At 59.2% G+C, this 24,251-nt stretch carries 27 protein-coding genes and 1 tRNA gene; 12 read left to right on the plus strand and 16 right to left on the minus strand.

Going from position 1 to position 24,251, the window contains the following annotated elements:
* Positions 1–12: 12 nt before the first annotated feature.
* The 5 genes from K7A42_RS20570 to cysG form a co-directional block, all read right to left on the minus strand.
* Positions 13–825, minus strand: a complete 813-nt coding sequence (locus tag K7A42_RS20570; RefSeq protein WP_022556175.1) for a ferredoxin--NADP reductase — start codon at positions 823–825, stop codon at positions 13–15.
* A 146-nt stretch (positions 826–971) separates the two neighbouring features.
* A complete protein-coding gene (locus K7A42_RS20575) occupies positions 972–1,478 on the minus strand; it encodes a DUF934 domain-containing protein (RefSeq protein WP_004441835.1) in 507 nt (168 codons plus the stop codon).
* A gap of 10 nt (positions 1,479–1,488) precedes the next feature.
* Positions 1,489–3,159, minus strand: coding sequence for a nitrite/sulfite reductase (locus K7A42_RS20580; protein WP_006697436.1), 1,671 nt, complete (start codon positions 3,157–3,159; stop codon positions 1,489–1,491).
* An 8-nt stretch (positions 3,160–3,167) separates the two neighbouring features.
* Positions 3,168–3,482: a DUF2849 domain-containing protein gene (locus K7A42_RS20585; RefSeq protein WP_004441838.1), complete on the minus strand. Its 315-nt coding sequence runs from the start codon at positions 3,480–3,482 to the stop codon at positions 3,168–3,170.
* Positions 3,475–4,938, minus strand: a complete 1,464-nt coding sequence (gene cysG, locus K7A42_RS20590; RefSeq protein WP_112554646.1) for a siroheme synthase CysG — start codon at positions 4,936–4,938, stop codon at positions 3,475–3,477. Before cysG ends, K7A42_RS20585 begins: the two co-directional genes overlap by 8 nt.
* On the opposite strand from cysG, the gene K7A42_RS20595 reads away from it, so the two are divergent.
* The 3 genes from K7A42_RS20595 to mazG are packed head-to-tail and all read left to right on the plus strand — an operon-like array spanning position 4,924 to position 6,683.
* A complete protein-coding gene (locus K7A42_RS20595; RefSeq protein ID WP_269842115.1) occupies positions 4,924–5,232 on the plus strand; it encodes a hypothetical protein in 309 nt (102 codons plus the stop codon). The genes cysG and K7A42_RS20595 overlap by 15 nt on opposite strands.
* On the plus strand, positions 5,198–5,785 hold the full coding sequence (locus K7A42_RS20600) for a deaminase (RefSeq protein WP_006697434.1): 588 nt from the start codon (positions 5,198–5,200) through the stop codon (positions 5,783–5,785). Before K7A42_RS20595 ends, K7A42_RS20600 begins: the two co-directional genes overlap by 35 nt.
* 52 nt (positions 5,786–5,837) lie before the next feature.
* On the plus strand, positions 5,838–6,683 hold the full coding sequence (gene mazG, locus K7A42_RS20605) for a nucleoside triphosphate pyrophosphohydrolase (protein ID WP_282455777.1): 846 nt from the start codon (positions 5,838–5,840) through the stop codon (positions 6,681–6,683).
* 123 nt (positions 6,684–6,806) lie between these two features.
* Here the strand turns inward: mazG and ccoP are convergent, their stop codons facing one another.
* The 5 genes from ccoP to cobU form a co-directional block, all read right to left on the minus strand.
* Positions 6,807–7,670: a cytochrome-c oxidase, cbb3-type subunit III gene (gene ccoP, locus K7A42_RS20610; protein WP_006697432.1), complete on the minus strand. Its 864-nt coding sequence runs from the start codon at positions 7,668–7,670 to the stop codon at positions 6,807–6,809.
* Between the two features lie 2 nt (positions 7,671–7,672).
* Entirely contained in the window at positions 7,673–7,825 is a 153-nt protein-coding gene (locus K7A42_RS20615) for a CcoQ/FixQ family Cbb3-type cytochrome c oxidase assembly chaperone (RefSeq protein ID WP_004441852.1), read from the minus strand.
* A 12-nt stretch (positions 7,826–7,837) separates the two neighbouring features.
* Positions 7,838–8,569, minus strand: a complete 732-nt coding sequence (gene ccoO / locus K7A42_RS20620; RefSeq protein ID WP_006697431.1) for a cytochrome-c oxidase, cbb3-type subunit II — start codon at positions 8,567–8,569, stop codon at positions 7,838–7,840.
* A 9-nt stretch (positions 8,570–8,578) separates the two neighbouring features.
* Complete coding sequence (gene ccoN, locus K7A42_RS20625) at positions 8,579–10,201, minus strand: cytochrome-c oxidase, cbb3-type subunit I (protein ID WP_035208797.1); 1,623 nt, start codon at positions 10,199–10,201, stop codon at positions 8,579–8,581.
* A gap of 237 nt (positions 10,202–10,438) precedes the next feature.
* Complete coding sequence (gene cobU / locus K7A42_RS20630) at positions 10,439–10,960, minus strand: bifunctional adenosylcobinamide kinase/adenosylcobinamide-phosphate guanylyltransferase (RefSeq protein WP_153775543.1); 522 nt, start codon at positions 10,958–10,960, stop codon at positions 10,439–10,441.
* Positions 10,961–11,461: 501 nt separating this feature from the next.
* Here cobU and K7A42_RS20635 point away from each other — a divergent pair.
* A complete protein-coding gene (locus K7A42_RS20635) occupies positions 11,462–12,154 on the plus strand; it encodes a DUF599 domain-containing protein (protein ID WP_006697428.1) in 693 nt (230 codons plus the stop codon).
* Positions 12,155–12,222: 68 nt separating this feature from the next.
* On the plus strand, positions 12,223–13,188 hold the full coding sequence (locus K7A42_RS20640) for a DUF1624 domain-containing protein (RefSeq protein ID WP_022556182.1): 966 nt from the start codon (positions 12,223–12,225) through the stop codon (positions 13,186–13,188).
* A 259-nt stretch (positions 13,189–13,447) separates the two neighbouring features.
* Here the strand turns inward: K7A42_RS20640 and K7A42_RS20645 are convergent, their stop codons facing one another.
* On the minus strand, positions 13,448–13,834 hold the full coding sequence (locus K7A42_RS20645; RefSeq protein ID WP_004441868.1) for a MerR family transcriptional regulator: 387 nt from the start codon (positions 13,832–13,834) through the stop codon (positions 13,448–13,450).
* A 74-nt stretch (positions 13,835–13,908) separates the two neighbouring features.
* On the minus strand, positions 13,909–15,336 hold the full coding sequence (mgtE, locus tag K7A42_RS20650; RefSeq protein ID WP_022556183.1) for a magnesium transporter: 1,428 nt from the start codon (positions 15,334–15,336) through the stop codon (positions 13,909–13,911).
* Between the two features lie 393 nt (positions 15,337–15,729).
* On the opposite strand from mgtE, the gene K7A42_RS20655 reads away from it, so the two are divergent.
* The 3 genes from K7A42_RS20655 to K7A42_RS20665 are packed head-to-tail and all read left to right on the plus strand — an operon-like array spanning position 15,730 to position 18,842.
* Positions 15,730–18,030 carry an FdhF/YdeP family oxidoreductase gene (locus tag K7A42_RS20655; protein ID WP_282455778.1) on the plus strand — a complete coding sequence of 767 codons (2,301 nt, stop codon included), beginning with the start codon at positions 15,730–15,732 and terminating at the stop codon, positions 18,028–18,030.
* Positions 18,030–18,329, plus strand: a complete 300-nt coding sequence (locus K7A42_RS20660; RefSeq protein ID WP_006697425.1) for a hypothetical protein — start codon at positions 18,030–18,032, stop codon at positions 18,327–18,329. The genes K7A42_RS20655 and K7A42_RS20660 overlap by 1 nt, the downstream gene beginning before the upstream one ends.
* A gap of 18 nt (positions 18,330–18,347) precedes the next feature.
* Entirely contained in the window at positions 18,348–18,842 is a 495-nt protein-coding gene (locus K7A42_RS20665) for a peptide deformylase (protein ID WP_282455779.1), read from the plus strand.
* Between the two features lie 2 nt (positions 18,843–18,844).
* Here K7A42_RS20665 and K7A42_RS20670 read toward each other — a convergent pair whose 3' ends face one another.
* Positions 18,845–19,273, minus strand: coding sequence for an OsmC family protein (locus K7A42_RS20670; RefSeq protein ID WP_282455780.1), 429 nt, complete (start codon positions 19,271–19,273; stop codon positions 18,845–18,847).
* Positions 19,274–19,397: 124 nt separating this feature from the next.
* Here K7A42_RS20670 and K7A42_RS20675 point away from each other — a divergent pair, with 124 nt between their 5' ends.
* On the plus strand, positions 19,398–19,565 hold the full coding sequence (locus K7A42_RS20675; RefSeq protein WP_003502827.1) for a Thivi_2564 family membrane protein: 168 nt from the start codon (positions 19,398–19,400) through the stop codon (positions 19,563–19,565).
* 58 nt (positions 19,566–19,623) lie between these two features.
* On the opposite strand, the gene K7A42_RS20680 is transcribed toward K7A42_RS20675, so the two are convergent.
* Both K7A42_RS20680 and K7A42_RS20685 read right to left on the minus strand, forming a co-directional pair.
* Complete coding sequence (locus tag K7A42_RS20680) at positions 19,624–20,010, minus strand: PAS domain-containing protein (RefSeq protein WP_022556187.1); 387 nt, start codon at positions 20,008–20,010, stop codon at positions 19,624–19,626.
* Positions 20,011–20,587: 577 nt separating this feature from the next.
* Positions 20,588–20,672 (minus strand) — tRNA-Leu (locus K7A42_RS20685).
* A gap of 189 nt (positions 20,673–20,861) precedes the next feature.
* Here K7A42_RS20685 and lipB point away from each other — a divergent pair.
* From lipB to K7A42_RS20700, 3 genes are all read left to right on the plus strand, one after another.
* A complete protein-coding gene (gene lipB / locus K7A42_RS20690; protein WP_006697422.1) occupies positions 20,862–21,593 on the plus strand; it encodes a lipoyl(octanoyl) transferase LipB in 732 nt (243 codons plus the stop codon).
* A 64-nt stretch (positions 21,594–21,657) separates the two neighbouring features.
* Positions 21,658–22,725: an NAD(P)-dependent alcohol dehydrogenase gene (locus K7A42_RS20695; protein WP_282455781.1), complete on the plus strand. Its 1,068-nt coding sequence runs from the start codon at positions 21,658–21,660 to the stop codon at positions 22,723–22,725.
* A gap of 72 nt (positions 22,726–22,797) precedes the next feature.
* Positions 22,798–23,736, plus strand: a complete 939-nt coding sequence (locus K7A42_RS20700; RefSeq protein ID WP_162749519.1) for a DMT family transporter — start codon at positions 22,798–22,800, stop codon at positions 23,734–23,736.
* Positions 23,737–23,754: 18 nt separating this feature from the next.
* On the opposite strand, the gene K7A42_RS20705 is transcribed toward K7A42_RS20700, so the two are convergent.
* Positions 23,755–24,213 carry a hypothetical protein gene (locus tag K7A42_RS20705; RefSeq protein WP_207589282.1) on the minus strand — a complete coding sequence of 153 codons (459 nt, stop codon included), beginning with the start codon at positions 24,211–24,213 and terminating at the stop codon, positions 23,755–23,757.
* Between the last annotated feature and the right edge of the window lie 38 nt (positions 24,214–24,251).

The following is a 24,251-nucleotide window of genomic DNA, read 5'->3' on the forward strand; positions in this document are numbered from 1 at the left end:
GACCGTGTTGCGTCAGCCGACGAAAGCGCGTTCGATCACGAATTCGGCAGGCTTGTTGTTGGCGCCTTCGGTAAGACCGGCATTCTCAAGCAGTTCCTTGGTATCCTTGAGCATCGCCGAGGAACCGCAGATCATGCCGCGGTCAATGGCCGGATCGAGCGCGGGTACGCCGAGATCGGAAAACAGCTTGCCGTTTTCGATCAGCGTGGTGATGCGGCCCTTGAAGGGATAATCTTCGCGGGTCACCGTGGCATAATGCTTGAGCTTGTCGCCGACAATCTCGCTGAGGAACTCGTGGTTCTTGATTTCCTCGACCAGATCGAAACCGTATTTCAGTTCGGCCACATCGCGGCAGGTATGGGTGAGGATGACTTCTTCGAACTTCTCATAGGTCTCGGGATCGCGGATCAGGCTCGCGAAAGGCGCAATGCCGGTGCCGGTGGAGAACATGTAAAGCCGTCGGCCGGGCGTTAGCGCATCGAGAACCAGCGTGCCTGTCGGCTTCTTGCGCATCAAAACAGTATCGCCAGGCTTTATCGCCTGAAGATGGGAGGTCAGCGGGCCATCCGGGACCTTGATCGAGAAAAATTCCAACTCCTCGTCCCAGGCGGGGCTGGCGATGGAATAGGCGCGATAGATCGGCTTGTCGCCGACCATCAGGCCGATCATAGCGAATTCGCCGGAACGAAAACGGAAGCCGGCCGGACGCGTCATGCGGAAACGGAACAGATGATCCGTATAATGTTCCACCGACAAAACCGTCTCGGCATAAACACCATCGGGTATCTTGATCGCGAAATCTTCCGTCTTGGCTGGCGCGTTCATTTAGGTTCCGTCCATTCTATTCGATGAGCGACATTCTCCGACCGGGCAATTATACCATTTCTGCTCCGGTTTGAAGGCATGAGAATGTCAATACTGCCATGTGCGTAGGAAATATGTATCAGAAACTCATATTTCCGTGCAACGTGTCACAGAGACGCACGCCGACGCCAGCTATAAGCCTCGCCGTCGCTCGCAGGCCTGGCCGTCGGCTGGTAATAGACCGGAATTTCCGGCAGGCGATTTTCGGACAGGCGGCGGATCGCCGTACCATTCGTCACCGCAAAGCTTGTGAAGCCGGTACGCAGCATGAGCGGCACCTGATCGATCAGCACGTCGCCAATCGCCCTCACCTCGCCTGTGAAACCGAGGCGGCTGCGCAGCAGCGACGCGTGGCTGAAACCACGGCCGTCATTGAAAGCCGGGAAACTCACCGCGACAAGCTCGATACGGTCGAGATAAGGTTCCAGCCGGGTCACATCATCGGCCGGCGCAATCAGCACCCCGAGACCGATATCGTTGCTTTCGGCCGCACGAACCAGAAAATCGGCAAGCGGCAGCACGGACTTCTGCTCAGCCACCGCTTTTAATTCTTCCGTTTCGATCACCCAGGGATCGTTCTCCACGAAGCCGTCGCGGGTCCAGATTTTCGTCATGACATTCTCCTCAGGCGGCTTCGGCGGCGGAACCGTAGAGCGCATCCTTGAACGGTTGCGGCCCGACGCGGCGATAGGCTTCAAGGAAATTCTCTTCCTTTGAAAGGCGAAGCCCGAGATAGGTGTCGACGATGGTTTCAACCGCGTCGGTCACCTTTTCCGGTTCGAAGCCGCGACCGATGATCTCACCAATCGAGGTGTTTTCGTCACCCGATCCGCCAAGCGTGATCTGGTAGAGTTCCGCACCCTTCTTTTCCACGCCCAGCAGCCCGATATGACCGACATGGTGGTGGCCGCAGGCATTGATACAGCCGGAAATCTTGATCTTCAGCTCACCAATTTCCGCCTGACGCTCCGGCGAACCGAAGCGGGTGGAAATTTCCTGCGCCACCGGAATGGAGCGCGCATTGGCAAGCGCGCAATAATCCAGCCCGGGACAGGCGATGATATCGGTGATGAGCCCGGCATTGGCGGTCGCAAGACCCGCGCCTGCAAGTGCACGATAGACCGGCTCGAGGTCAGCCAGCGCCACATGCGGCAGGATGATGTTCTGCTCATGGCTGATGCGGATTTCGTCGAAGGCATATTCCGCGGCAATATCGGCGACCAGCTCCATCTGCTCATCCGTCGCGTCGCCCGGAATGCCACCGATCGGCTTCAGCGAGATCGTTACCATGCCGTAGTCCGGATGCTTGTGCGGGGCGACGTTCTGCTCGACAAAACGGGCAAAGCCCTCGTCGGCCCGCTTCCAGCGCGCCAGGCTTTCCCAGCCTTCCGGCCGGTCCTTCAGCGCCGGCGGCGCGAAATAGGCGGTGATGGCGGCGATATCGGCATCCGGCAGCTTCAATTCGGAGTTCTTGAGTTCCGCAAATTCGACCTCGACCTGACGGGCCAGTTCTTCCGCACCCGTCTCATGCACGAGGATCTTGATGCGCGCCTTGTATTTGTTGTCGCGACGACCATGCAGGTTATAAACCCGCATCACGGCCGTGGTATAGGACAGGAGATCTTCTTCCGGCAGGAAGTCGCGGATCTTCTTGGCGATCATCGGCGTGCGCCCCTGTCCACCACCGACATAAACGGCAAAGCCAATCTCGCCCTTGTCGTTCTTTTTAAGATGCAGGCCGATATCGTGAACCTGAATGGCCGCACGATCGCGTTCGGCACCCGTCACTGCAATCTTGAACTTGCGCGGCAGGAACGAGAATTCCGGATGCACGGAAGACCATTGGCGCAGGATCTCGGCATAAGGACGCGGATCAGCAACCTCGTCGGCCGCAGCGCCAGCGAAATGATCCGCCGTGACGTTGCGAATGCAGTTGCCAGAGGTCTGCAGCGCGTGCATTTCCACGCTTGCCAGTTCGGAGAGGATATCCGGGGTGTCAGAGAGGCGCGGCCAGTTATACTGGATGTTCTGACGGGTGGTGAAATGGCCGTAACCCCGGTCGTATTTACGGGCGATATGCGCCAGCATCCGCATCTGCTTGGAATTCAGCGTACCGTAGGGAATGGCGACGCGCAGCATATAGGCGTGCAGCTGAAGATAGACACCATTCATCAGGCGCAATGGCTTGAATGCGTCCTCGGCCAGCTCACCGGATAGCCGGCGCTCAACCTGATCGCGAAACTGCGCCACGCGGCCTTCAACAAATGCGTGATCGAACTCGTCGTAACGGTACATATTCTTCCTCAGACTGCGATAAATGCTGCATCGGCCGGCTTGTAGCCGGTCGCATAGTGCACGGTCGGGCCGGCGGCGCGAATGCGCTCGCGCAGGCGCGTCGGCCAGAGCTTGCCGTTCTCTTCCACAACGTCAACGATATTAACGTCAACGACCTTGTTGGCGGAAAAATCCCGTTTGCCGATCTCCTCGAACGAGGCGACCGCTTCCGCATGGCGGGCGACGATTGCGCCCTGCAGGTTTTCCGTCCATTCGCCGTTGGCGTCGAGCCAGACGGCAATGCCATCGCTCAGGCGGTTGGCGGTCAAAACCTTGTCAGCCATTTACATACTCCCGTTTGAGGTCCGCCGGCCTTCCGGCAAGCGCAAGCGCCTCGGACCTGTCGAAATTGGCGCCCGCCACCGCATCGCCGATGATGACCATGACAGGACCGGTCAGTTCATCGCGATGTTCAAGGTCGGGCAGATCGTTTAATGTTCCGTGCAGCAGGCGGCGATCCGCGCGGCTGGCGTTTTCGATAACGGCGACGGTGGTTTCCACACCGAGCCCCGCTTCGATAAGCCTTGTGGCCACCGAGGCAGCGACGCTGCGGCCCATATAGACGGCAATGGTCGCACCGGAAACGGCAAGCCGGGCCCAGTCGGGCAGAACATCGCCTGTCAGATCGTGACCGGTGGTGAAAATCAGCGACGAGGCGACACCACGCAGCGTCAGCGGCAGTTCAAAATCCGCAGCGGCGGCGAAGGCCGACGTGATGCCAGGCACGATCTCGTAAGCGATGCCGGCATCGCGCAGCGCTGCCATCTCCTCGCCCGCACGGCCATAAACCAGGGGATCGCCGGATTTGAGGCGTACGACGCGCTTGCCGTCCTTTCCGAGACGCACCAGCAGGCGGTTGATCTCGTCCTGCGACTTGCTATGGCAGCCCTTGCGCTTGCCGACCGATAGCCTCTCGGCGTCGCGACGGCCCATATCGATGATCGCCTGCGGCACCAGCGCATCGTAAACGATGACGTCGGCTTCCATCAGCACGCGCTGCGCGCGCAGCGTCAGAAGATCTTCCGCACCGGGCCCGGCGCCGACAAGCCATACGCGGCCTTCGCTGCGTTCGGGCGACCGCAGAAGACGGTCGACAGCCTGATGGGCGGCCGGGGCGTCGCCGACGGCGACGGCATCCGCAACTGCACCGGAGAAAAATCGCCGCCAGAAATTGCGCCGCAACGCGCCCTTCGGTACGGTTTGTTCCGCTGCACCGCGGTACTGCACGGCGAGATGTGCCAGCTTGCCAAGTGAAGGCGACAGCATCTGGTCTATGCGCGCGCGGATCATCTGCGCGAGCACCGGCCCTGCCCCTTCGGTGCCGATAGCCACCGCGACGGGTGCCCGGGACACAAGCGCCGGCGTGAAGAAATCGCAGAATTCCGGCTGGTCCACCGCATTGGCGGGGATTTTCCGGGAACGCGCGGCAGCAACGATGTCCCTGTCCAGAACAGCCTCGCCAGTTGCAGCAAAAACCAGGGTCGCACCGTCGATCAGATGGCTGGCAAAAGCATGAGGCCGATGATCGATGCCGTGTTCGCGGAGATAAACTGCGTAATCAGCCTCCGGCTCGTCGGCATAGGCAACGATATGCGCATTGGTATTGGCAAGAAGCCTGACCTTTGCGAAGGCCTCATCGCCATTTCCGAAGACGGCAACCTGCCTGCCCTCGACCCGGAAGAATGCGGGGAAGGTTGAAAGGCGATCGCCGGCAGCGGAAAAATCATGTTCGTTGTGCATTGGACATATATCCCGCATCGCGGCGCAAGATTGAAGAAACAGAAATTCAAGCCTTTCCGGCACCTGGATTTTTATTTCTCGAACACCCCGGTTTTGGAGGAAAACAAACCGGCCTCTGTTTCCCGCACGCCTGGAGGCTTCCAAGCGCAGCGCGAATCCCTTGACAAACCCGGCCCCTGCGCCGAACAAGGGAAGACAATTTGCCATCTGTTTTCCATGCGAAGACCGCTTTATACAAGCGGCAAGAAGGACCGCCCCCTTGACCAGCCAGCCACTTTCCGCCCGCCTTCTTGATGTCATCGAACACGATATCCTGCCATTGACGGCGCGCGGTGTCAGCCTTGGCAACAAGGTTTTTGGCGCGGCAATCCTGCGTAAGTCCGACCTGTCGCTGGTGGTTGCGGAAACCAACAACGAGCTGGAAAATCCGCTCTGGCACGGCGAGGTGCATACGCTGAAGCGGTTTTACGAACTGGGCGAAAAGCCGAATACGAAGGACCTGATTTTCCTCTCCACCCACGAACCCTGCACCATGTGCATGTCCGCCATCACCTGGGCCGGTTTCGACAATTTCTACTCCTTCTTCAGCCACGAGGATTCGCGCGACGCTTTCGCTATCCCGCATGATCTGAAAATTCTGAAGGAAGTCTTCGGGTTGGAGCCGGGCGGCTATCGCCGCAACAACGCTTTCTGGAACTCGTATTTCATCACCGATCTGGTGGAAGCCGAGGAGGATCCGCTGAAGAGCACGTTGAAGGCGCAGACCGCCCGCATCAAGGCGGCCTATGACGATCTGTCCACCAGCTATCAGTCGTCGAAGGGCGGCAACGATATTCCTCTGAATTAAGCGCGGAACTGGACGGCCGGACCGGCATAAACACAAGCGAAGGTTTGAGCATATGGAAGCCTCGAAGGACATTTCCCGCCTGATCGAGATCATGGAAGCCCTGCGCCAGCCGGAAACCGGTTGCCCGTGGGATGTCGTCCAGACCTTCGAGACGATCAAGCCCTATACGATTGAAGAGGCTTATGAAGTCGCCGACGCCATCGAGCGCAGGGACATGGACGATCTTTGCGAAGAACTGGGCGATCTTCTGTTGCAGGTCGTCTTTCATTCACGTATCGCCGAAGAGCGCGGTGAGTTTGCCTTCGGCGATGTGGTGCATGCCGTCACCTCGAAAATGATCCGCCGACACCCGCATGTCTTTGCCGCCTCCGAGGCCGATACGCCCGACAGCGTCAAGCTGCAGTGGGACCGGATCAAGGCCGAGGAAAAACGCGAGCGCGCAGCGCGCCGTGAGCGCCGGGGCATGACGGAGGATTTCAAGGCCGGCTTTCTCGGCGGTGTGCAACGCAGCCAGCCGGCGCTGACCGAAGCGCTCAAACTGCAGGAACAGGCGGCGCGCGTCGGTTTCGACTGGTCGGACCCCGCCCCCATTCTCGACAAGATCGAAGAAGAAATCGCCGAACTGCGCGAAGCGCTGGAGGAAGGAAGGCCTGAAAAGGTCTTAGACGAACTGGGCGACCTGATCTTCGCCCTCGTCAATATCGGCCGTCACGTCAAGGCCGATCCGGAAAACGCGCTGCGCGGCACCAACACGAAATTTCGCAGGCGCTTCAACCACATCGAAAAATCGCTTGGCGAAAATGGCGAGACGCTGGAGGAAGCAAGCCTCGAGAGGATGGAAGACCTCTGGCAAGCGGCAAAGCGCATCGAACGCGCGCTCGATAAGGTCACGTCCTGAGGGGCGGGACGCCTCGCGGCTCGAGCGCCGGTTTTCTCCGCCCGCAGCCGAGCTGCATCATCGAAGAAGAATGGAAACAGTCGAGGGCCGCATGATGCGGCCCCTGCTTTTGCTCAGACGCTCTTATTCGCCGCCGCCCAGCGAGTGCACGAAGATCGCAAGCTGCTTGACCGTCGTGTCACCGAGGCGCTCACCCCAGGCGGGCATGACGCCATGCTTGGGAGAGCGTATCTGCGAAACGATCCCCTCCTCGCCATGAGATTTCAGCCAGATGGCGTCGGCAAGATTGGGTGCACCGAATTCGCGGTTGCCCTTGGCATCTTCCCCATGGCAAGAGGCACAATTGTCGGCAAACAGCTGCCTTCCGGGTTCCACCAGCACCGGGTTGGAAGGCGTTCCCGTGAGGCTGAACACATAAGCGGCAACCTGACGAATTTCATCCGGCTGCAGTATATCGCCAAAGGCCGGCATTTCCGAAGCACGTGTGTCTGGATCATCCTGAAAGCGGATGCCGTGCTTCACCGTCGTATAGATATCATCGACGCTGCCGCCCCACATCCAGTCGTCGTCATTGAGGTTGGGATAACCCTGCCCGCCCTCCGCGCCAGAACCGTGACACTGAATGCAATTGACCTTGAAAGCGGCAGCACCGCCCGAAAGGGCAAATTGCATCAGCGTCGGGTCCGCCTGGATGTCGGCAAGCGACGAATTGGCGATCTTGTCGACATAGATGCTCTGAGACTGTCTGGCATCGGCCAGGTCCGCGGCGATTTCGGCACGGCTGTTCCAGCCGAGGACGCCCTGGGTTGCACCTGAAATCAGCGGCCATGCCGGAAAAGCGATGGTGTAGCCGATGGCCCAGACAATCGTGGCGTAGAATGTCCACACCCACCAGCGAGGCATGGGGTTGTTCAATTCGCGAATACCGTCCCACTCGTGGCCGGTGGTTTCGACGCCGCTGATTTTATCGATGTGTTTTTCGGACATGTTCAGTCCTCCCTGAGCGGAATGCTGGCCGCATCGTCCGCGGCCCTTTTCGAGCCTGGGCGAAGCGTGAAGATGACGACGCCGGCGAAGAACAGGGTCATGGCAAGCAGGCCCCAGCTATCGGCGAAGTGGCGCATGGCCGTGTAGGTTTCCATCGTTCCGCCTCCTCACCGGTAACCGGCGGCATCGTCATAGGTCGAGAAATCGACCAGCGTGCCGAGCATCTGGAGATAAGCGACCAGCGCATCCATCTCCGTGAGCTTTGCCGGATCGCCGTCGAAATCGCCGACCTTGGCCTTGGGATAGCGCGTCAGCAGTTCCGACGAATCCGCATTCGGGTCCGCCTGGGCGGCGAGATCGGCCGCGGATTTCTCGATCATCTCGTCGCTATAGGGCACACCGACAGCACGGTTGGCCTTCAGCTCCATGGAGATGTCAGTGATCTTGAGCGGCGTTGTCTTGAGGAAGGCATAGGACGGCATGATCGATTCCGGCACCACCGAGCGTGGATCAGCCAGATGCTGCACGTGCCATTCGTTCGAATAACGGTCACCCACGCGCGCCAGGTCAGGCCCCGTACGCTTCGAACCCCACTGGAACGGATGGTCGTACATGGATTCCGCCGCCAGGCTGTAATGCCCATAACGTTCCACCTCGTCGCGGAACGGGCGGATCATCTGGCTGTGGCAGACATAACATCCCTCGCGGATGTAGATGTTGCGCCCGGCCAGCTCCAGCGGCGTGTAGGGCCGCATGCCTTCCACCTTCTCGATGGTGTTTTCGAGGTAGAAGAGCGGTGCGATTTCCACGATACCGCCGATCGAGACCACCAGCAGCGAGCCGACCAGAAGCAGGGTGGCGTTACGTTCGATGACGCCGTGTTTGTCGAGTATGGACATCGGCCCCTCCTATTCAGCGGGCTGCAGCGAAGGAGCCGCGCCTTTGCTGGCGCCCTCCTCGCGTTGATGACCGAGGATGGTCATGGTGACGTTGTAGGCCATGATCAGCGCGCCGCTGAGGAACATCAGGCCGCCCAGTGCACGCATCACATAATAGGGGAACAGCGCTGCCACCGATTCCGCGAAGGAATAGACAAGGAAGCCCTGGCTATCATATTCGCGCCACATCAGCGCCTGCTGGATGCCGGCCACCCACATGACGGCGGCGTAGATGACGATGCCGAGCGTGGCGAGCCAGAAGTGCCAGTTCACGAGTTGCAGGCTATAAAGACGGTCCCTGCCCCACAGCTTGGGCGTCAGATAATAGATCGCGCCGAAGGTGATCATGCCGTTCCAGCCGAGAGCGCCCGAATGCACATGGCCGATGGTCCAGTCGGTATAGTGGCTGAGCGAGTTGACGGCCTTGATCGACATCATCGGGCCCTCGAAGGTGGCCATGCCATAGAAGGCAACCGCCATCACCATCATGCGCACGATGGGATCGGTACGGATCTTGTCCCAGGCGCCAGAAAGCGTCATCAGGCCGTTGATCATGCCGCCCCACGATGGCATCCACAGCATGATCGAGAACACCATGCCAAGCGTCTGCGCCCAGTCCGGAAGTGCCGTGTAATGCAGGTGGTGCGGGCCTGCCCAGATATACATGAAGATCAGCGCCCAGAAGTGGATGATCGACAGGCGGTATGAATAAACCGGGCGGTTCACCTGCTTCGGAATGAAGTAATACATCATGCCGAGGAAGCCGGCCGTCAGGAAGAAGCCGACGGCGTTATGGCCATACCACCATTGCGTCAGCGCATCCTGCACGCCCGAAAAGGCGGAGTAGCTCTTGACGCCGAGAAAAGAGACGGGAATGGCGAGGTTGTTGACGATGTGCAGCATGGCAATCGTCACGATGAAGCTCAGGTAGAACCAGTTCGCCACATAGATATGCGGCTCCTTGCGTGTCAGGATCGTGCCGAGGAACGTGATGAGATAGGCAACCCAGACGATCGTCAGCCAGATATCGACATACCATTCCGGCTCCGCATATTCGCGTCCCTGCGTTATGCCGAGCAGATAGCCGGTGGCGGCCATGACGATGAAGAGGTTGTAGCCCCAGAACACGAACCAGCCGAGATCGCCGCCGAACAGGCGTGCCCGACAGGTTCTCTGCACCACGTAGAATGAGGTGGCGATCAGCGCATTTCCCCCGAAAGCGAAGATCACCGCCGACGTGTGCAGCGGCCTTACACGGCCGAAATTGAAATAGGGCGCGATGTTGAGATCCGGAAAAGCAAGCTGCAGCGCCACCACGACGCCGACCAGGAAGCCGACGACGCCCCAGAAGACGGTGGCGATGACACCGTATCGTACGACTCCGTCGAAATATTCCGACTTGCGCCGGGCCCGCGCGGCCGGATCGACGGGCGCAAAGGAGACACGGCGTAACAGAAGCACCGTGCTGACCAGCAGCGTAAAGAACAGCACCCACATATGGGCGGCGAAAAGACTGTCATGGGCGAATGCCGCCCCGAGCAACGCGAGAAAGGCCCCAAGGGCCACGATCGCGGTTTCCAGTGTGTAGTTCATTGTTGGTTTCCCCCAACGTGCAAGCCGACCGACGAAAGGCACTGCATGCGCCTGGGAGAGCGGACGTGCGCCTTTGCGTCGGTTGGAGCATTGCCATCGGGAATGGGAAGCGACCTTGATCCAGATCAAGAAAGCAAAGCTGCCGCAGCCTCGCCAAAATGCGGCTCGCATTTGCAGGGGAAATTTGCCTCTAAGCTGGAGTGCGGCGATGTCGACCGCGCTTTCGCGGGTGCCGCTTCAGCCCTTCATTTTCAGGGGCAACCCGGCGGCGACGAAAAAGACCTCACCGGCAATGGCGGCGATTCGCTGATGCAGCCGCCCCGCATGATCCCGGAATTCCCGCGCCATGCGATTTTCCGGCACGATGCCGAGACCGACTTCATTGGAAACGAAAATCAGCTTCGCCCGAGCCGACAGGATCGCCGCCTCAAGTGCCGCGAAGGCAGCATCGAAATCCGCATTTTCCATCATCAGATTGGTAAGCCACAAAGTGAGGCAATCGACGAGAACGACATTGTCCGGCCGGTCCAGCCGCTCCAGCATGGCGGCGATATCGACGGGCACTTCATGGGTGGCCCATTCGCCGCCACGCCGCGCCTGATGATGGGCGATCCGGTCACGCATCTCGTCATCCCAAGCCCGGCCGGTGGCCAGATAATGCAGGTTTCCGCCCGCTTTTATGGCAAGCTCTTCCGCAAAACGCGATTTGCCGGAGCGCGCGCCGCCAAGAATGAAAACGGAGCGGTTATTATCTGTCATGGGAAACCTGAAGGAAGAGAATAAACGGACCGGCATCTTCGCCGGGTCGCGAGCCAGTGACAGGCGGACATGAAAGGAACGATTCGTAGAAAAGGCGTCCCCCGGTTGCTCACGCCGGACTGCCGCTGATACCGGGCCGGAAAAAACAAGACCTGCCTGCAGGATGCGGGGCATATCAGTCTTGACGCTCCGGATACCGGAAACACCGGTCCGGAAGAAAAGCTAGGTGCGAACGTCCATCCTGTCAATCCGTCCCTGCCGTTGGTGAAAAACCAGGCGGAACCGGTACGCAAAACCTTAACCCGGAACCGGCAGACCTGTCGTCCGCGACAGGACTGATAAAGCGACTTGGTTACCGGAAAGTTAGCGTTAAACCGAATGATGAAACCGCAACGCCAAAAGAGAATATGGGAGTGACGTCAGCCGCCGCCATTGCCTTGCCATGGCCTTCAAATCAATATGGTTTCGAAGATTCGCAAACAGCAAGGTGGCCTGCCCGTAATGACCGTCATCGACTATATCGCGATTGTCGTTTTCATCCTTCTATGGGCCGCCTACACCCATGTGACGACGGGAACGAGGCTGTTTTCGCGCGCCAGCCTCAACCAGGCCATGGCCGAGCGCCGTCGCGACTGGATCATGAATTCGCTGAAGCGCGACCTGAAGATGATCGACACACAGATCATGGCCGGCCTGCAGAACGGAACCGCCTTTTTCGCTTCCACCTCCATCTTCGCCATCGGCGGATGTTTTGCCCTTCTGGGGGCGACCGAGCAGGTCGAGTCGGTGTTTCGCGACATGCCTTTCGTGCATTATGCCGGTCGCACGGCTTTTGAACTGAAGGTCATCGGGCTCACCTGTCTCTTCGGTTACTCCTTCTTCAAATTCGGCTGGTCCTACCGGCTGTTCAACTATTGCACCATCCTCTTCGGCGCCATTCCCATGGTGCACGACGTCGGCGCCGACCGCGAGGCGGCGGAACGCGCGGCCGAGAACGTCATCAAGATGAATATCATCGCCGCCAAGAACTTCAATGACGGCCTGCGGACCATCTTTCTGTCCATCGGTTATCTCGGCTGGTTCATCAGCCCCTATGTCTTCATCGCCAGCACGGTCATCATCATTGTCGCGCTCTTGCGCCGCCAGTTCTTTTCCGAGGCGCGACGCGCCATCATGGAAGAAAACAGGCCTTGAAATAGCCGCACTTCAAGGGCCAAGCCGAGCAAGACACCGGCCTTACCGAAAGCTGAAAAACGGAAACCATGGACACAAACACAGTCGCCGACGAAAACCGCCGTAAAGGCCGCATAGGCGGCCTCGACACGCTCCGCGGGCTGGCCCTCATCGCCATGGCGTCCTACCACTTCACGTGGAATCTGGAATATTTCGGTTATCTCGAACCAGGCACGGCAACCACGGGCCTCTGGAAGCTGTACGCACGCGGCATCGCGACGTCATTTCTGTTCCTTGCGGGTTTCAGCCTGTTTCTCGCCCACGGCAAGGGCGTGAACTGGCCATCCTTCGGCAAGCGTTTCGCCATGGTGGCCGGTTCGGCGCTGCTCATCACCATCGCCACCTATTTCGCCTTTCCGGACAGCTTCATCTTCTTCGGCATACTGCATAATATTGCCGCCGCAAGCCTCGTGGGACTGTTGTTCCTCAGGGCACCCGCAGCCGTGACACTGCTTTTCGCTGTGATTGCTTTTATCCTGCCGCAATATCTGCAATCCGAACTGTTCAATGCAAAATGGCTGGCCTGGATCGGCTTTTCCACCCAGCCACCCCGTTCGAATGATTATGTCCCGCTGCTGCCCTGGCTTGCGCCGTTCCTCGCCGGGCTTGCGGTCTCGCAATTCGTCTCGCCGCGCGGCTGGCTCGACCGCTTTCGAAGCCCGAGTTCACCTCGCAACCTTCTTGCAAGCGCCGGCCGTCACAGCCTTGCCTTCTATCTCATCCACCAGCCGGTATTAATCGGCCTTGTTTATACCCTGTCGCTCGTCGCCCCGCCGCCGCCTGTCGATCAGGTCGAACTATACAAATCAAGCTGCGAAAAAAGCTGCGTCGAACAGGCGAACGGGCTGGAGCTGTGCCAGCGCTTCTGCGGCTGCACGCTGGAGAAGCTCCAGGCGGAAAGCCTTTTTGACATCATGATGGAAGGCAAGCTGACCGCGGATCAGCAGACGAAGGTCAGCGAAGTGGCACAGCAGTGCACTGTTGAGGCGCAGTAGCGCAGGCAGCCAGAGCGTCAGCGGTCGCCGTCTTTCCTCCCCCTTTCCGGGGAGAAGGTGGCCCGAAGGGTCGGATCAGGGGGCGAACGTCGGTGATAAATCGAGATCATGTCCCACATCCCGCTGCCGCGACATTCTCGTCGGCGGGGAGAAAAGGCTAGCGGAACCCGCTCGTTTCCTATGAAGCAAAGCGGAGAGGCTCGGAGCCGTTCCCGACAGTTACGTCAACGGAATATCCAATACCGCTAAAAAGCAGTGCTCAGGTCCCAACGCCGATTTCAGCAAGACGCGTTAGACAGGCTTCTTCGACATTGTCGAGCTCCGCCAGCGTCTCCTCGATATCCTTACGCTTCTGCCGAAGATCAGCGCGCTTTTCATCGACCTTCTTCATCAGGAGCACAAGCTGGCCCGATTCCCCCGGCGGCTCCTTGTAGACCTGAATGATCTCGCGGATTTCGGCTATCGTGAAACCGATACGGCGACCGCGCAGGATTTCCTGAATGAGACGGCGGTCCGCAGCGCGGAAAAGCCTGGTGCGCCCGCGCCGCTCAGGATGGATCAACCCTTCATCCTCATAAAATCTGAGTGTGCGGGTGGAAACACCGAATTCTCGGGTCAGTTCGGTTATGCTATAATATTTGTTCACGGGCCTATCCGATTCCTTACCGGATAATTATTATTTGACCTTCACGTAAAAGTCAATTTTATGGCCGCCCTCGCCTATCCCGAAATTCCGTACCACCAGGTCGCTATTCCCAGGAAGGCAAAAAACCCGACAATGTCCGTCACCGCCGTTACGAAAACGGCGGATGAGACGGCAGGGTCAGCTCCGAACTTGTCGAGGACGAGCGGAATGAGAATTCCCGCCAGGGCCGCCGCGAGCATGTTGAGACACATGGCCGTGGCGATGATGCCGCCAATATGGATGTCCTGAAACCATAGCGCCGCGACAACACCGATGGCGCAGCCGAACAGCATGCCGTTCAGAATGCCCACCCCCGCCTCGCGCCGGATGATGCGGGCGGCATTGTTGATATCGAGGCTTTTGGTGGCAAGCGCGCGCACCGATACCGTCATGGTCTGCGATCCGGCGTTGCCGCCCATGCCGGCGACCGCAGGCATCAGGATCGCCAGCGCGACGATCTGCTGGATTGTCGCATCGAACAGGCTGATGACGGAAGCGGACAGAAAGGCAGTGATGAGATTGACGGCGAGCCACGGAACACGGGAACGCGACGTGCTGGCGATGGAGTCCGACAGCTCTTCGTCACCCACACCGCCGAGACGCAGAAGGTCTTCCTCGGCCTCTTCCTGGATGACGTCGACCACGTCATCGATGGTCAGCACGCCGACCAGCCGGCCGTTATTGTCCACCACGGCGGCGGACAGAAGGTCGTATTGCTCGAAGAGCTGCGCTGCCTCTTCCTGGTCCATTTCTGCTGGAATGGAATGGTTTGTCTCGTGCATGATCGTTTCGATCTTCACCTGGCGCTTGGCCCGCAGCACCTTGTCGAGATCGAGCGCGCCGACCAGCTTGAAAGTGGGATCGATGACAAAAATCTGGGTGAAGGAATCCGGGAGTTCCTCCTCCTCTCGCAGATAATCAATAGTCTGCCCGACAGTCCAGAATGGCGGCACGGCGACGAATTCCGTCTGCATGCGCCGACCGGCCGAGCTCTCAGGATAGTCCAGCGCCCGCATCAATCGCACGCGTTCGGTGAAGGGCAGCTGCGAGAGAATGTCCTTACGATCCTCGTCGTCGAGGTCTTCAAGAATGTAGACGGCGTCGTCCGAATCGAGTTCGCCGATACCGGCAGCGATCTGCTCGTTCGACATCTGATCGACGATATCGAGGCGGATACCTTCATCCACCTCGGTCAGCGCCGTCATATCAAAATCGGAACCGAGCAGCCGCACAAGCGCGTGGCGCTGTTCCGGGAGAATGGATTCAAGCAGGTCTCCGAGTTCGGATTCATGCAGTCGCGCCACATTCTTGCGCAGGAACAAGAGGTCGCGATCGGCGATTGCCGCACCCACCATGGTCAGAAAATCGGAACGCACCGAGCCATCTTCGGCATAAATATCCGACGGGGCATCCGACGGCTTCAATTCATCGGGCGCGACAGCGTCGTCGTCACGGTCTGTCATCTGGCGTCCCCTTGTATTCAAATGCCGCAATGCTCGGATTCGAAGGCAGAATGGCGTTAAAAAGCATATTGTCAACAACCGGATAGCTGCAAATACCTAAGCTTCGCGCGTGTCGCGAAAATTCCATTCGTCATTCCTCTTCGCCTCTCCGGCAGGACCGGGCGGAGTGCGGCTTATAAGCATGAATAGCCGATCCGTGCCGCTTGTTTTACGACAACGCCCGCACCCTTTACGCCGTTCCGCAGCCAAGGTTGATAGCCATGACGCTGGTTTTACCGCAACGCACAACAAAGGCGTTGACAGCCGATGCGGATGGGCGCTTCTGAAGATGTTTTTGACAAAGGACAAACCGCGCCGACCGGACGCGGAAAGTCGGTTTCGGGGTGGCAAACCATGAGCAAGACGGGTTTCATCGGCAAGGCATCGTCCGCCGCAGGCGGTTGGGGCGCACTTAAAAGCGTCGGCAAGCGCCTTCTGGAATCCGGGGCACCGATCTCGGGCGTCCGCACCCTGTTGAAGACCAATCAGCCGGATGGTTTTGACTGTCCCGGTTGCGCCTGGGGCGATCCGGAACACGGCTCCTCTTTCGAGTTCTGTGAAAACGGCGTCAAGGCGGTATCCTGGGAAGCGACCGAAGCCCGCGTGCCGCCGGCGTTCTTCGCCAGCCACACCGTCTCCGAACTGCGCGGCTGGTCCGATTACGAGTTGGAAAAACAGGGGCGTCTCACCCATCCCATGCGCTATGACCGGATGAGCGACAAATACCTGCCCGTATCGTGGGACGAGGCCTTTACCGAAATCGGCAGCATCCTCAACGGTCTCGACAACCCGAACCGGGCTGAATTCTATACGTCCGGCCGCGCTTCCAACGAGGCGGCTTTCCTTTATCAGCTAATGGTGCGGCTTTACGGCACCAATAATTTCCCCGACTGCTCCAACATGTGCCACGAGGCAAGCGGTGTCGGATTGAACGCATCGATCGGTGTCGGCAAAGGAACGGTGCTGCTCGAGGACTTTGAAAAGGCCGACGCGATTTTCGTGATCGGGCAAAACCCTGGCACCAATCATCCGCGCATGCTGGGCGACCTGCGCCGCGCCGCCCTGCGCGGCGCCCGGATCGCCGTCTTCAATCCCATTCGCGAAAAGGGGCTGGAGCGCTTTGCAGACCCGCAGGACAAGATCGAGATGATCAGTGGCGGCAGCACGAAGATTGCCACCAATTATTACCAGCCGCGCCAGGGCGGCGACATGGCGGCGGTGCGCGGCATGAGCAAGGCGGTCTTCGCCGCTGACGACGCCGCAAGGGCGGCGGGCGAACCCGCCATCATCGACTACGACTTCATCGCCGAACATGCAGCGGAGTTCGAGGCCTACCGTGCCGCCGTCGAAGCGACGAGCTGGGAGACCATTCTCGACCAGTCCGGCCTCACCCGCGAGGAGATCGAAGAAGCCGCCCACATCTACATGAAGGCCGGCTCCGTCATCGCGACATGGGCCATGGGCGTCACTCAGCATCGTCACTCGGTCGTCATCGTGCGCGAGATCACCAATTTCATGTTGCTGCGCGGCAATGTCGGTCGTCCCGGTGCGGGCCTTTGCCCCGTGCGCGGTCATTCCAACGTTCAGGGCGACCGCACCGTCGGCATCGATGAAAAAGCACCGCCCGCACTTCTCGATGCGCTGGAAAAGGAACTCGGCGTTACCATGCCGCGCAAGCCCGGCCACAATACGGTGGAGGCTGTGGCGGCCATGCTTGAGGGCAAGGCGCAAGCCTTCATTGCGCTCGGGGGTAATTTCCTGCGCGCCACGCCCGATAGCCCGCTTATTATCAAGGCATTCGAAAATCAGAAGCTCACCGTCAACATCGCCACCAAGCTCAATCACTCGCATCTCGTGCCGGGCGAAACCTCGTTCGTGCTGCCTTGCCTGGGGCGAACCGAGATCGACCGCAATTCGGCAGGCCGGGCGCAGATCGTCACGGTCGAGGATTCCATGAGCATGGTGCACGGCTCCGGCGGCATCAATCCCCCGGCGTCGGACGAGCTGCGCTCGGAAGTCGCCATCATCGCCGGCATCGCAGAAGCGACGCTGGGCAGCGGGCCTGTGAACTGGAAAGCGCTCGCTGATGATTACGATCTTATCCGCGACATGATCGAGCGGGTCATACCCGGCTTCGAGAATTTCAACGAACGCGTTCGCGTGCCGCGCGGCTTCCGTCTGCCCAATAGGGCTGCGGAACGGCAATGGAACACACCGGCGAAAAAGGCGATCTTTTTCAGCGGCCCCCTGCCCGAGCAGACCGAACACCAGCAGGCGCTCACGCGCGAGAACCTTTTCGTCCTGCAGACCTTCCGCAGCCACGATCAATACAACACCACGATCTACGGCATGGACGACCGCTATCGTGGCGTTTATGGCGAACGCCACGTCATCTTCATGAACCCGGTGGATATGCAAGCGCTCGGCGCCCATTCCCGCCAGCGTGTCGATGTCGTTGGCGAATATGGCGATGGGATCGAACGCATCGCACAGAATTTCCGGCTGGTGCCCTACAATATTCCGCGGGGCAGCATCGGCGGTTATTATCCGGAACTGAATGTGCTGGTGCCGCTGTCGAGCTATGGCAAAGACAGTTTTACACCGACGTCTAAATCCGTGCTCGTGTCCGTCCGCCTGCGCCCGGATGCCTCCTGATGAATGAGGAACAGTCCGCTGATGCCTTCATGGCCGCGGTGGCACGGGTTCAAGAGCGATCGCAGCCCTTGCTCACATCCACCGGCGCGGCGATACTGATTGCGGTCGACTTCAATATAGCCACCGACAGCCGCGGCATTGCCAACAGGCTGGGTCTTGCACATGCCCTCGTTCTGCGCGAAATCGCCGGTCTGTCACCGCGCTTCGTGCAGGTAACGAGACGCGATGCCCGCACCCAGCGCAGCTTCCTGGAAGCGACAGCGGAGGGAAAGGCGCTCGCTGCCGCCGCCCGGATTTGAAACGAACGGAGCATTTCCTTGGCAACCAGGCCTATCCTGCCCTATCCGCATCCCGGCTTATCGGAAATCTGCGAGCCGGTCACGGTGTTTGACGGGCAATTGCAGGATCTTGTCAGCGACCTGATCGACACGATGCGCGCCGCCCCGGGTGTCGGCATCACCGCCGCCCATATCGGCGTGAAGCAGCGTGTTTTTGTGTTGGAACTAACGCCGGGGACGGTTCTTACCTACGTTAATCCCGAAATCATCGGCCGCGCCACGCAGACCATGCGACATGTGGAGGGCAGCGTCTCGATGCCGGGCTTCACGGACGAAGTGGAGCGGCCATCCAAGATCGAAGTGAGGTTTCAGGACATCGACGGCGCGGAGCACCGTCAGGCCGTCGAGGGATTTCACGCCATCTGCATCCAGCACGAGATTGACCAGCTTGACGGCATTTTCTGGGTGAAGCGGCTTTCGAAGCTGAAACGCGACCGGCTGGTGAAGAAATGGGAAAAGTCGAGGAAGCCGTAACGTCAGCTGGTAATCGACAGCACAAATTTCGCATCGCCCTTCAGCGTGTTGCTGACGGTGCAGATATCCTCCGCCCTGTGCGCAAGCGCCAGTCGCTCCGCCGCGTTGAAGTTTCCGGCGATCTCCATCCGAATGTCGAAGCGGATGATGCGATAGGGTTCATCAGCCGATTTCTCGCCGGAGACATCAACACGAACACCCTCGAACAGATCGAGCAGTCCCAAGCCGCTGGCTGCGATGCGGACGCTGAGCGCCAGGCACGCGGCCAGCGAGGAGTATAAAAGATCGATTGGGTTAAACCCTGGCTCCGAAATCCCCGTGACGATGTCCAGAGCGCCACCGGTGACCGACGACACATGAGGACGGCCAAGCCGCCCCACGCTGACGGAAGCGCCGACCGGCCTCGATTTCATCCTCACGCTCTCGGTCATTCAGAAAATCCTAATTTAATCGCGCGCAATCGATCACATGGAACAAAATACTGGCTGGCGCCTTTTTACTCACGCAACGGTGAACCATCGTTGAATATCTAATTTCAATAGGGAGCTGGGACATATGGTTACATCTACGCTCGTCAGCATTCTGATCACCTTCCTGGTGATTGTGCTTGTCTTGTGGCTCATCGCGCGACTGCCCGTTGGCGGCGGCGCCAAACAGATCGCACAGGTGATCGTCATTATTATCGGCATTATTTCGCTGTTGAAATATCTCGCCGTGTTCTGATGTCCCGGCAAGGCGCAGACGAAAAAAGGCGGCGAAAGCCGCCTCTTTTTTGTTGTCGTTACTGGCGTGGTTCAAACTGGTAAGGTTTTTTCAGCGTGATATCCCGGACGCTGCCTATACCGAGAAAAGGCGTGCCCTCCGGATCGAAGATCGCCCTGCCCTTTGCCGCGATCCATCGGCTAGAGCCGTCAGGCAGGTTGACCTTGTAACGCTGATCGAAAAAGACGCCCGTGGTGATGCTGTCGAAAATGGCCTGTGCCACCCGATCGCGCATCTCAATATCGATCCTTTCCAGAATCTCCTCGATCGTTACCCCGCGTGATGCAACCGGTTCGGAAAATCCATGGCATTCCGCGGTAATCGCATCCATGATCAGCCTGTTGTCGGAAATGCTCCACATGTAATAACCAAGCGCATTGTCTGAATCCGTCTTGTCCCCCTGCACGAAAACCCCCGGATATTATTTCCTGACAAAAGCTAACATCAGACCTCTCATATTCCACCCCTCGTTTTGTGGGGGGAGCAGACGAGCTACCAAAGCGTGCATCAATATCCACCGGAATTTTCCGGCAATCCAAATTGTTGCGCCGTTCTAAAACGGACGACAAATTCCGACGAGGTATCGCAAACATGCGGGCGGGCGCCTACATGGCTGGGATGACATTTCGAGGAGTTCAAGATGATGCGAGCCGCCCTTACTTTCGGATTGCTGACCGCAACCGTCTTTCTGGCCGGATGCCAGACGTGGCATAGCCCATATCGTGGAAACGAGTGGCGAATGGATCAGGTAATGGATGGGGACCCCTACCGTGTCGGGGACGGACAGCGTTACCGACGCTAGTTCAGTCCGGCCATTCAATTCGGGCGGCGTCGGGTCAATGATTTGCCGCCCGTAATTTTTATAATGCCGACGGCAAGATAAAACACAGTAGCCGAATTGGCTCAGAGGCAGCCCGGCGTCTTGTGGGGTCAGGGCTAACCGATTGGCTAAAAAAGAAAAAACCCGCCGAAGCGGGTTTCTTTGGTGCGGTCGAGAAGACTCGAACTTCCACGGGTTGCCCCACAGCGACCTCAACGCTGCGCGTCTACCAATTCCGCCACGACCGCATCGTGGTAGGCGTCGACTTGCGCCGACGGGGGTGCATGTAGCAAAAGGATTTTGGGTGCACAAGAGCGTCGTGACAGTTTTTTGAAATTAAAAATCGCACTGCACCATCCTATATGCAGGAAGCCCGGAAATGCTGGGGTTGCGGCCGTGACGCCATTTTGCGAGAAGGCTGTGGAAAGGACTTTTTCATGCTTACACGCACGGATATCGAGACAAAAATGCTCCCCGCCGCCGGTTCGCCGCCCGTTCGCTGGCGAATCTCCGATGGCCTCGTGCCTTACGAGCAGGCGGTAGAGGAAATGGAGCGCGAGGTTAGCGCCATCGCAGCTGGCGAGGCGGACGAACTCGTCTGGCTTCTGGAGCATCCGCCGCTTTATACGGCCGGCACCAGCGCCGATGTGGCCGATCTGATCGAACCGGATCGTTTCCCGGTCTTCGCCACGGGGCGCGGCGGCGAATATACCTATCACGGCCCTGGCCAGCGGGTCGCTTACGTCATGCTTGATCTCAAACGCCGCCGCCAGGATGTCCGCGCCTATGTTGCGGCACTCGAGGATGTCATCATCCGCACGCTTGATAAGATGAACGTGCGTGGCGAGCGACGGGAGGATCGCGTCGGCGTCTGGGTCAGGCGCCCCGAAAAACCTCTCCTGCCGGATGGCGGCATGGCAGAAGACAAGATTGCCGCACTGGGTATCCGTCTGCGCAAATGGGTGAGTTTTCACGGGCTCGCGATCAATGTCGATCCCGATCTCTCGCATTTCACCGGCATCGTTCCCTGCGGCATCAGCGCCTATGGCGTCACCAGCCTTGTCGATCTTGGATTGCCGGTTATGATCGGTGATGTCGACGTCCTGCTGCGCGAGGCCTTCGAGGAGGTTTTTGGCCCGGCAGTCCCCGAAACCGGCGCTGGCGGCTGACCGCCGCAACCCTTGCCGCAGGCCGGTGTTTGATGCATCGATCAACACAAGAGGAGGAACGACCATGTTCACAACATCCGCTTACGCCTGCGACGACGGATCTTCACCGATGAAGCTCGCGACCATCAAGCGTCGCGATCCCGGCCCGCGCGATGTCGAAATCGAAATCGAATTCTGTGGCGTCTGCCACTCCGATATCCACACGGCACGCAGCGAATGGCCGGGCTCTCTTTACCCCTGCGTTCCCGGCCACGAAATCATCGGCCGTGTCGGCCGCGTGGGTTCGGATGTCACCAGGTTCAAGACGGGTGACCGCGTCGGCGTCGGCTGCATCGTGGATAGCTGCCGGCAATGCGCAAGCTGCGCCGAGGGGCTGGAGCAATATTGCGAGAACGGCATGACCGGCACCTATAATTCGCCTGACAAGGCGATGGGCGGCGGCGCCCATACGCTTGGCGGTTACTCCGCTCATGTGGTGGTCGATGACCGTTACGTTCTCAACATACCCGAAGGTCTCGATCCGGCCGCTGCCGCACCCCTGCTCTGTGCGGGCATTACCACCTACTCCCCGCTGCGCCACTGGAATGCAGGCCCCGGCAAGCGGGTCGGCGTTGTCGGTCTCGGTGGCCTTGGTCATATGGCGGTGAAGCTCGCCAATGCCATGGGCGCGACGGTGGTGATGATCACGACGTCGCCCGGCAAGGCTGAAGACGCAAAAAAACTCGGCGCCCATGAGGTGATCGTCTCCCGCGATGCGGATCAGATGAAAAAGGCCGCTTCGAGCCTCGACCTCATCATCGATGCCGTCGCCGCCGACCATGACATCAACGCTTATCTTGCCCTGCTGAAGCGAGACGGCGCGCTGGTGCAGGTGGGTGCGCCGGAAAAGCCGCTGTCGGTAATGGCGTTCAGTCTCATTCCGGGCCGCAAGACCTTTGCCGGCTCGATGATCGGCGGCATTCCCGAGACCCAGGAAATGCTGGATTTCTGCGCCGAAAAAGGCATCGCCGCCGAAATCGAGATGATCGATATCGATCAGATCAACGATGCTTATGAACGCATGATAAAAAGCGATGTGCGTTATCGTTTCGTCATTGATATGAAGAGCCTGCCGCGCCAGAAGGCCGCCTGACCTGCGAAGGGGGGCAGCCTTTAGCGCCCCCTTCTCTCAATGGACCTCCCGGTCGAAAGCGCTATTCGAACCATGACCAGCCAGACCGGTTTCAGCGATGTCGCCAAGGGCATGACGATCATGGCGACCTGCATGTTCGTGCTGCCCGTCATGGACGCAATAGCCAAATACATGGCCGTGGTCGGCGGCATGTCACCGGCGCAGGTAACCTTCTATCGCTTCTTCTTCCAGGTGGTCTGCACCCTGCCGCTGCTGCTCATGGTCTCACCCAGCGCGCTTTTCAGCGCGAAGCGTCCGTGGATGAACTGCCTGCGCGGCGTATTGCACGCTTCGGCCAGCCTGATGTTCTTCGCCGCAGTCAAATACATGCCGCTTGCCGATGTGTTCGCGATCTATTTCGTAGAACCGTTCATGCTGACGATGATGTCGGCTCTGTTTCTCGGCGACAGGGTCGGCTGGAAGCGGTGGACGGCGATCGTGGTCGGCTTCGGCGGCGCGATGATCGTCATTCAGCCGAGCTTCGAAATCTTCGGCTGGACGTCGCTGCTGCCGGTGGCCTGCGCCTTCCTCTACACGCTCTACCTCTTCCTGAACCGAGCCATCGGCGACGCCGACAGCCCGCTTGTGATGCAGACCATGTCGGGCATTGCCGGCACGCTATTCATGGGAGCTGCCCTTCTTGCCGGCGATGCGCTCGGCGACAAGGATTTCGCCGTCTCGCTGCCGCAATCGGGATTGGCCCTGGCTCTGCTCGTGCTGCTAGGATCGATATCCGGCTACATGCATCTGCTGATCGTCAGGGCTTTCAGGCTGGCCCCGCTCTCGCTGCTGGCGCCGTTCCAGTATTTCGAGATCATCTCGGCGACGATCCTCGGTTATGCGCTGTTCTCGGATTTTCCGACGCCGTCGAAATGGCTCGGTATTTTCATCATCGTCGCATCCGGCCTGTTCATCATCTGGCGCGAACGCCAGCAGGCAGGGGCCAATCGGCCGCCGCTCGACGGGCAGTGACGGGCCATGCGATAGCCATCAGGTGCCGGAAGGCAGCGGCCCTTCATCGTGATGATCCTGCGCCTCGACGAGACTGCCGAGCAGCCAGAGAGAGACTTCGGCCGCCTCTCCTGCCGATTTGAATCGGTATGAACCGCTATATTTCGGCATGTCGAAGAAGGTAACGACGAAACCGTCTCCGCTTTCCAGGCTCTCCACCCGTATCCGCTCGGGATCGATCATCACGCAGACGTAATGAGAACCCATGTTGCGCATGAAACCGGCCTTGTTGTCGTGCAGCCGCACAAAGGCAGCGCCTCCATCTACCGTCATGTGCAGGCTTCTGATCGCCTCATTGGGAAAGGCGCGGGCGAAATCCATGATCGCCTGCCCGACATCATGGCTGTTGTCCTCATCCGTCGCCCGCGACATGCGCCAGGCATAAACGGCAAAGACCAAAAGCAGCACGAAAACGATAATCCAGATCGCCATATTCATCCGGAACGCTCCCTCAGCAACCAAACATCATGGGTCGC

The sequence above is a fragment of the Agrobacterium sp. InxBP2 genome (assembly GCF_026191755.1).
GTDB lineage: Bacteria > Pseudomonadota > Alphaproteobacteria > Rhizobiales > Rhizobiaceae > Agrobacterium > Agrobacterium pusense.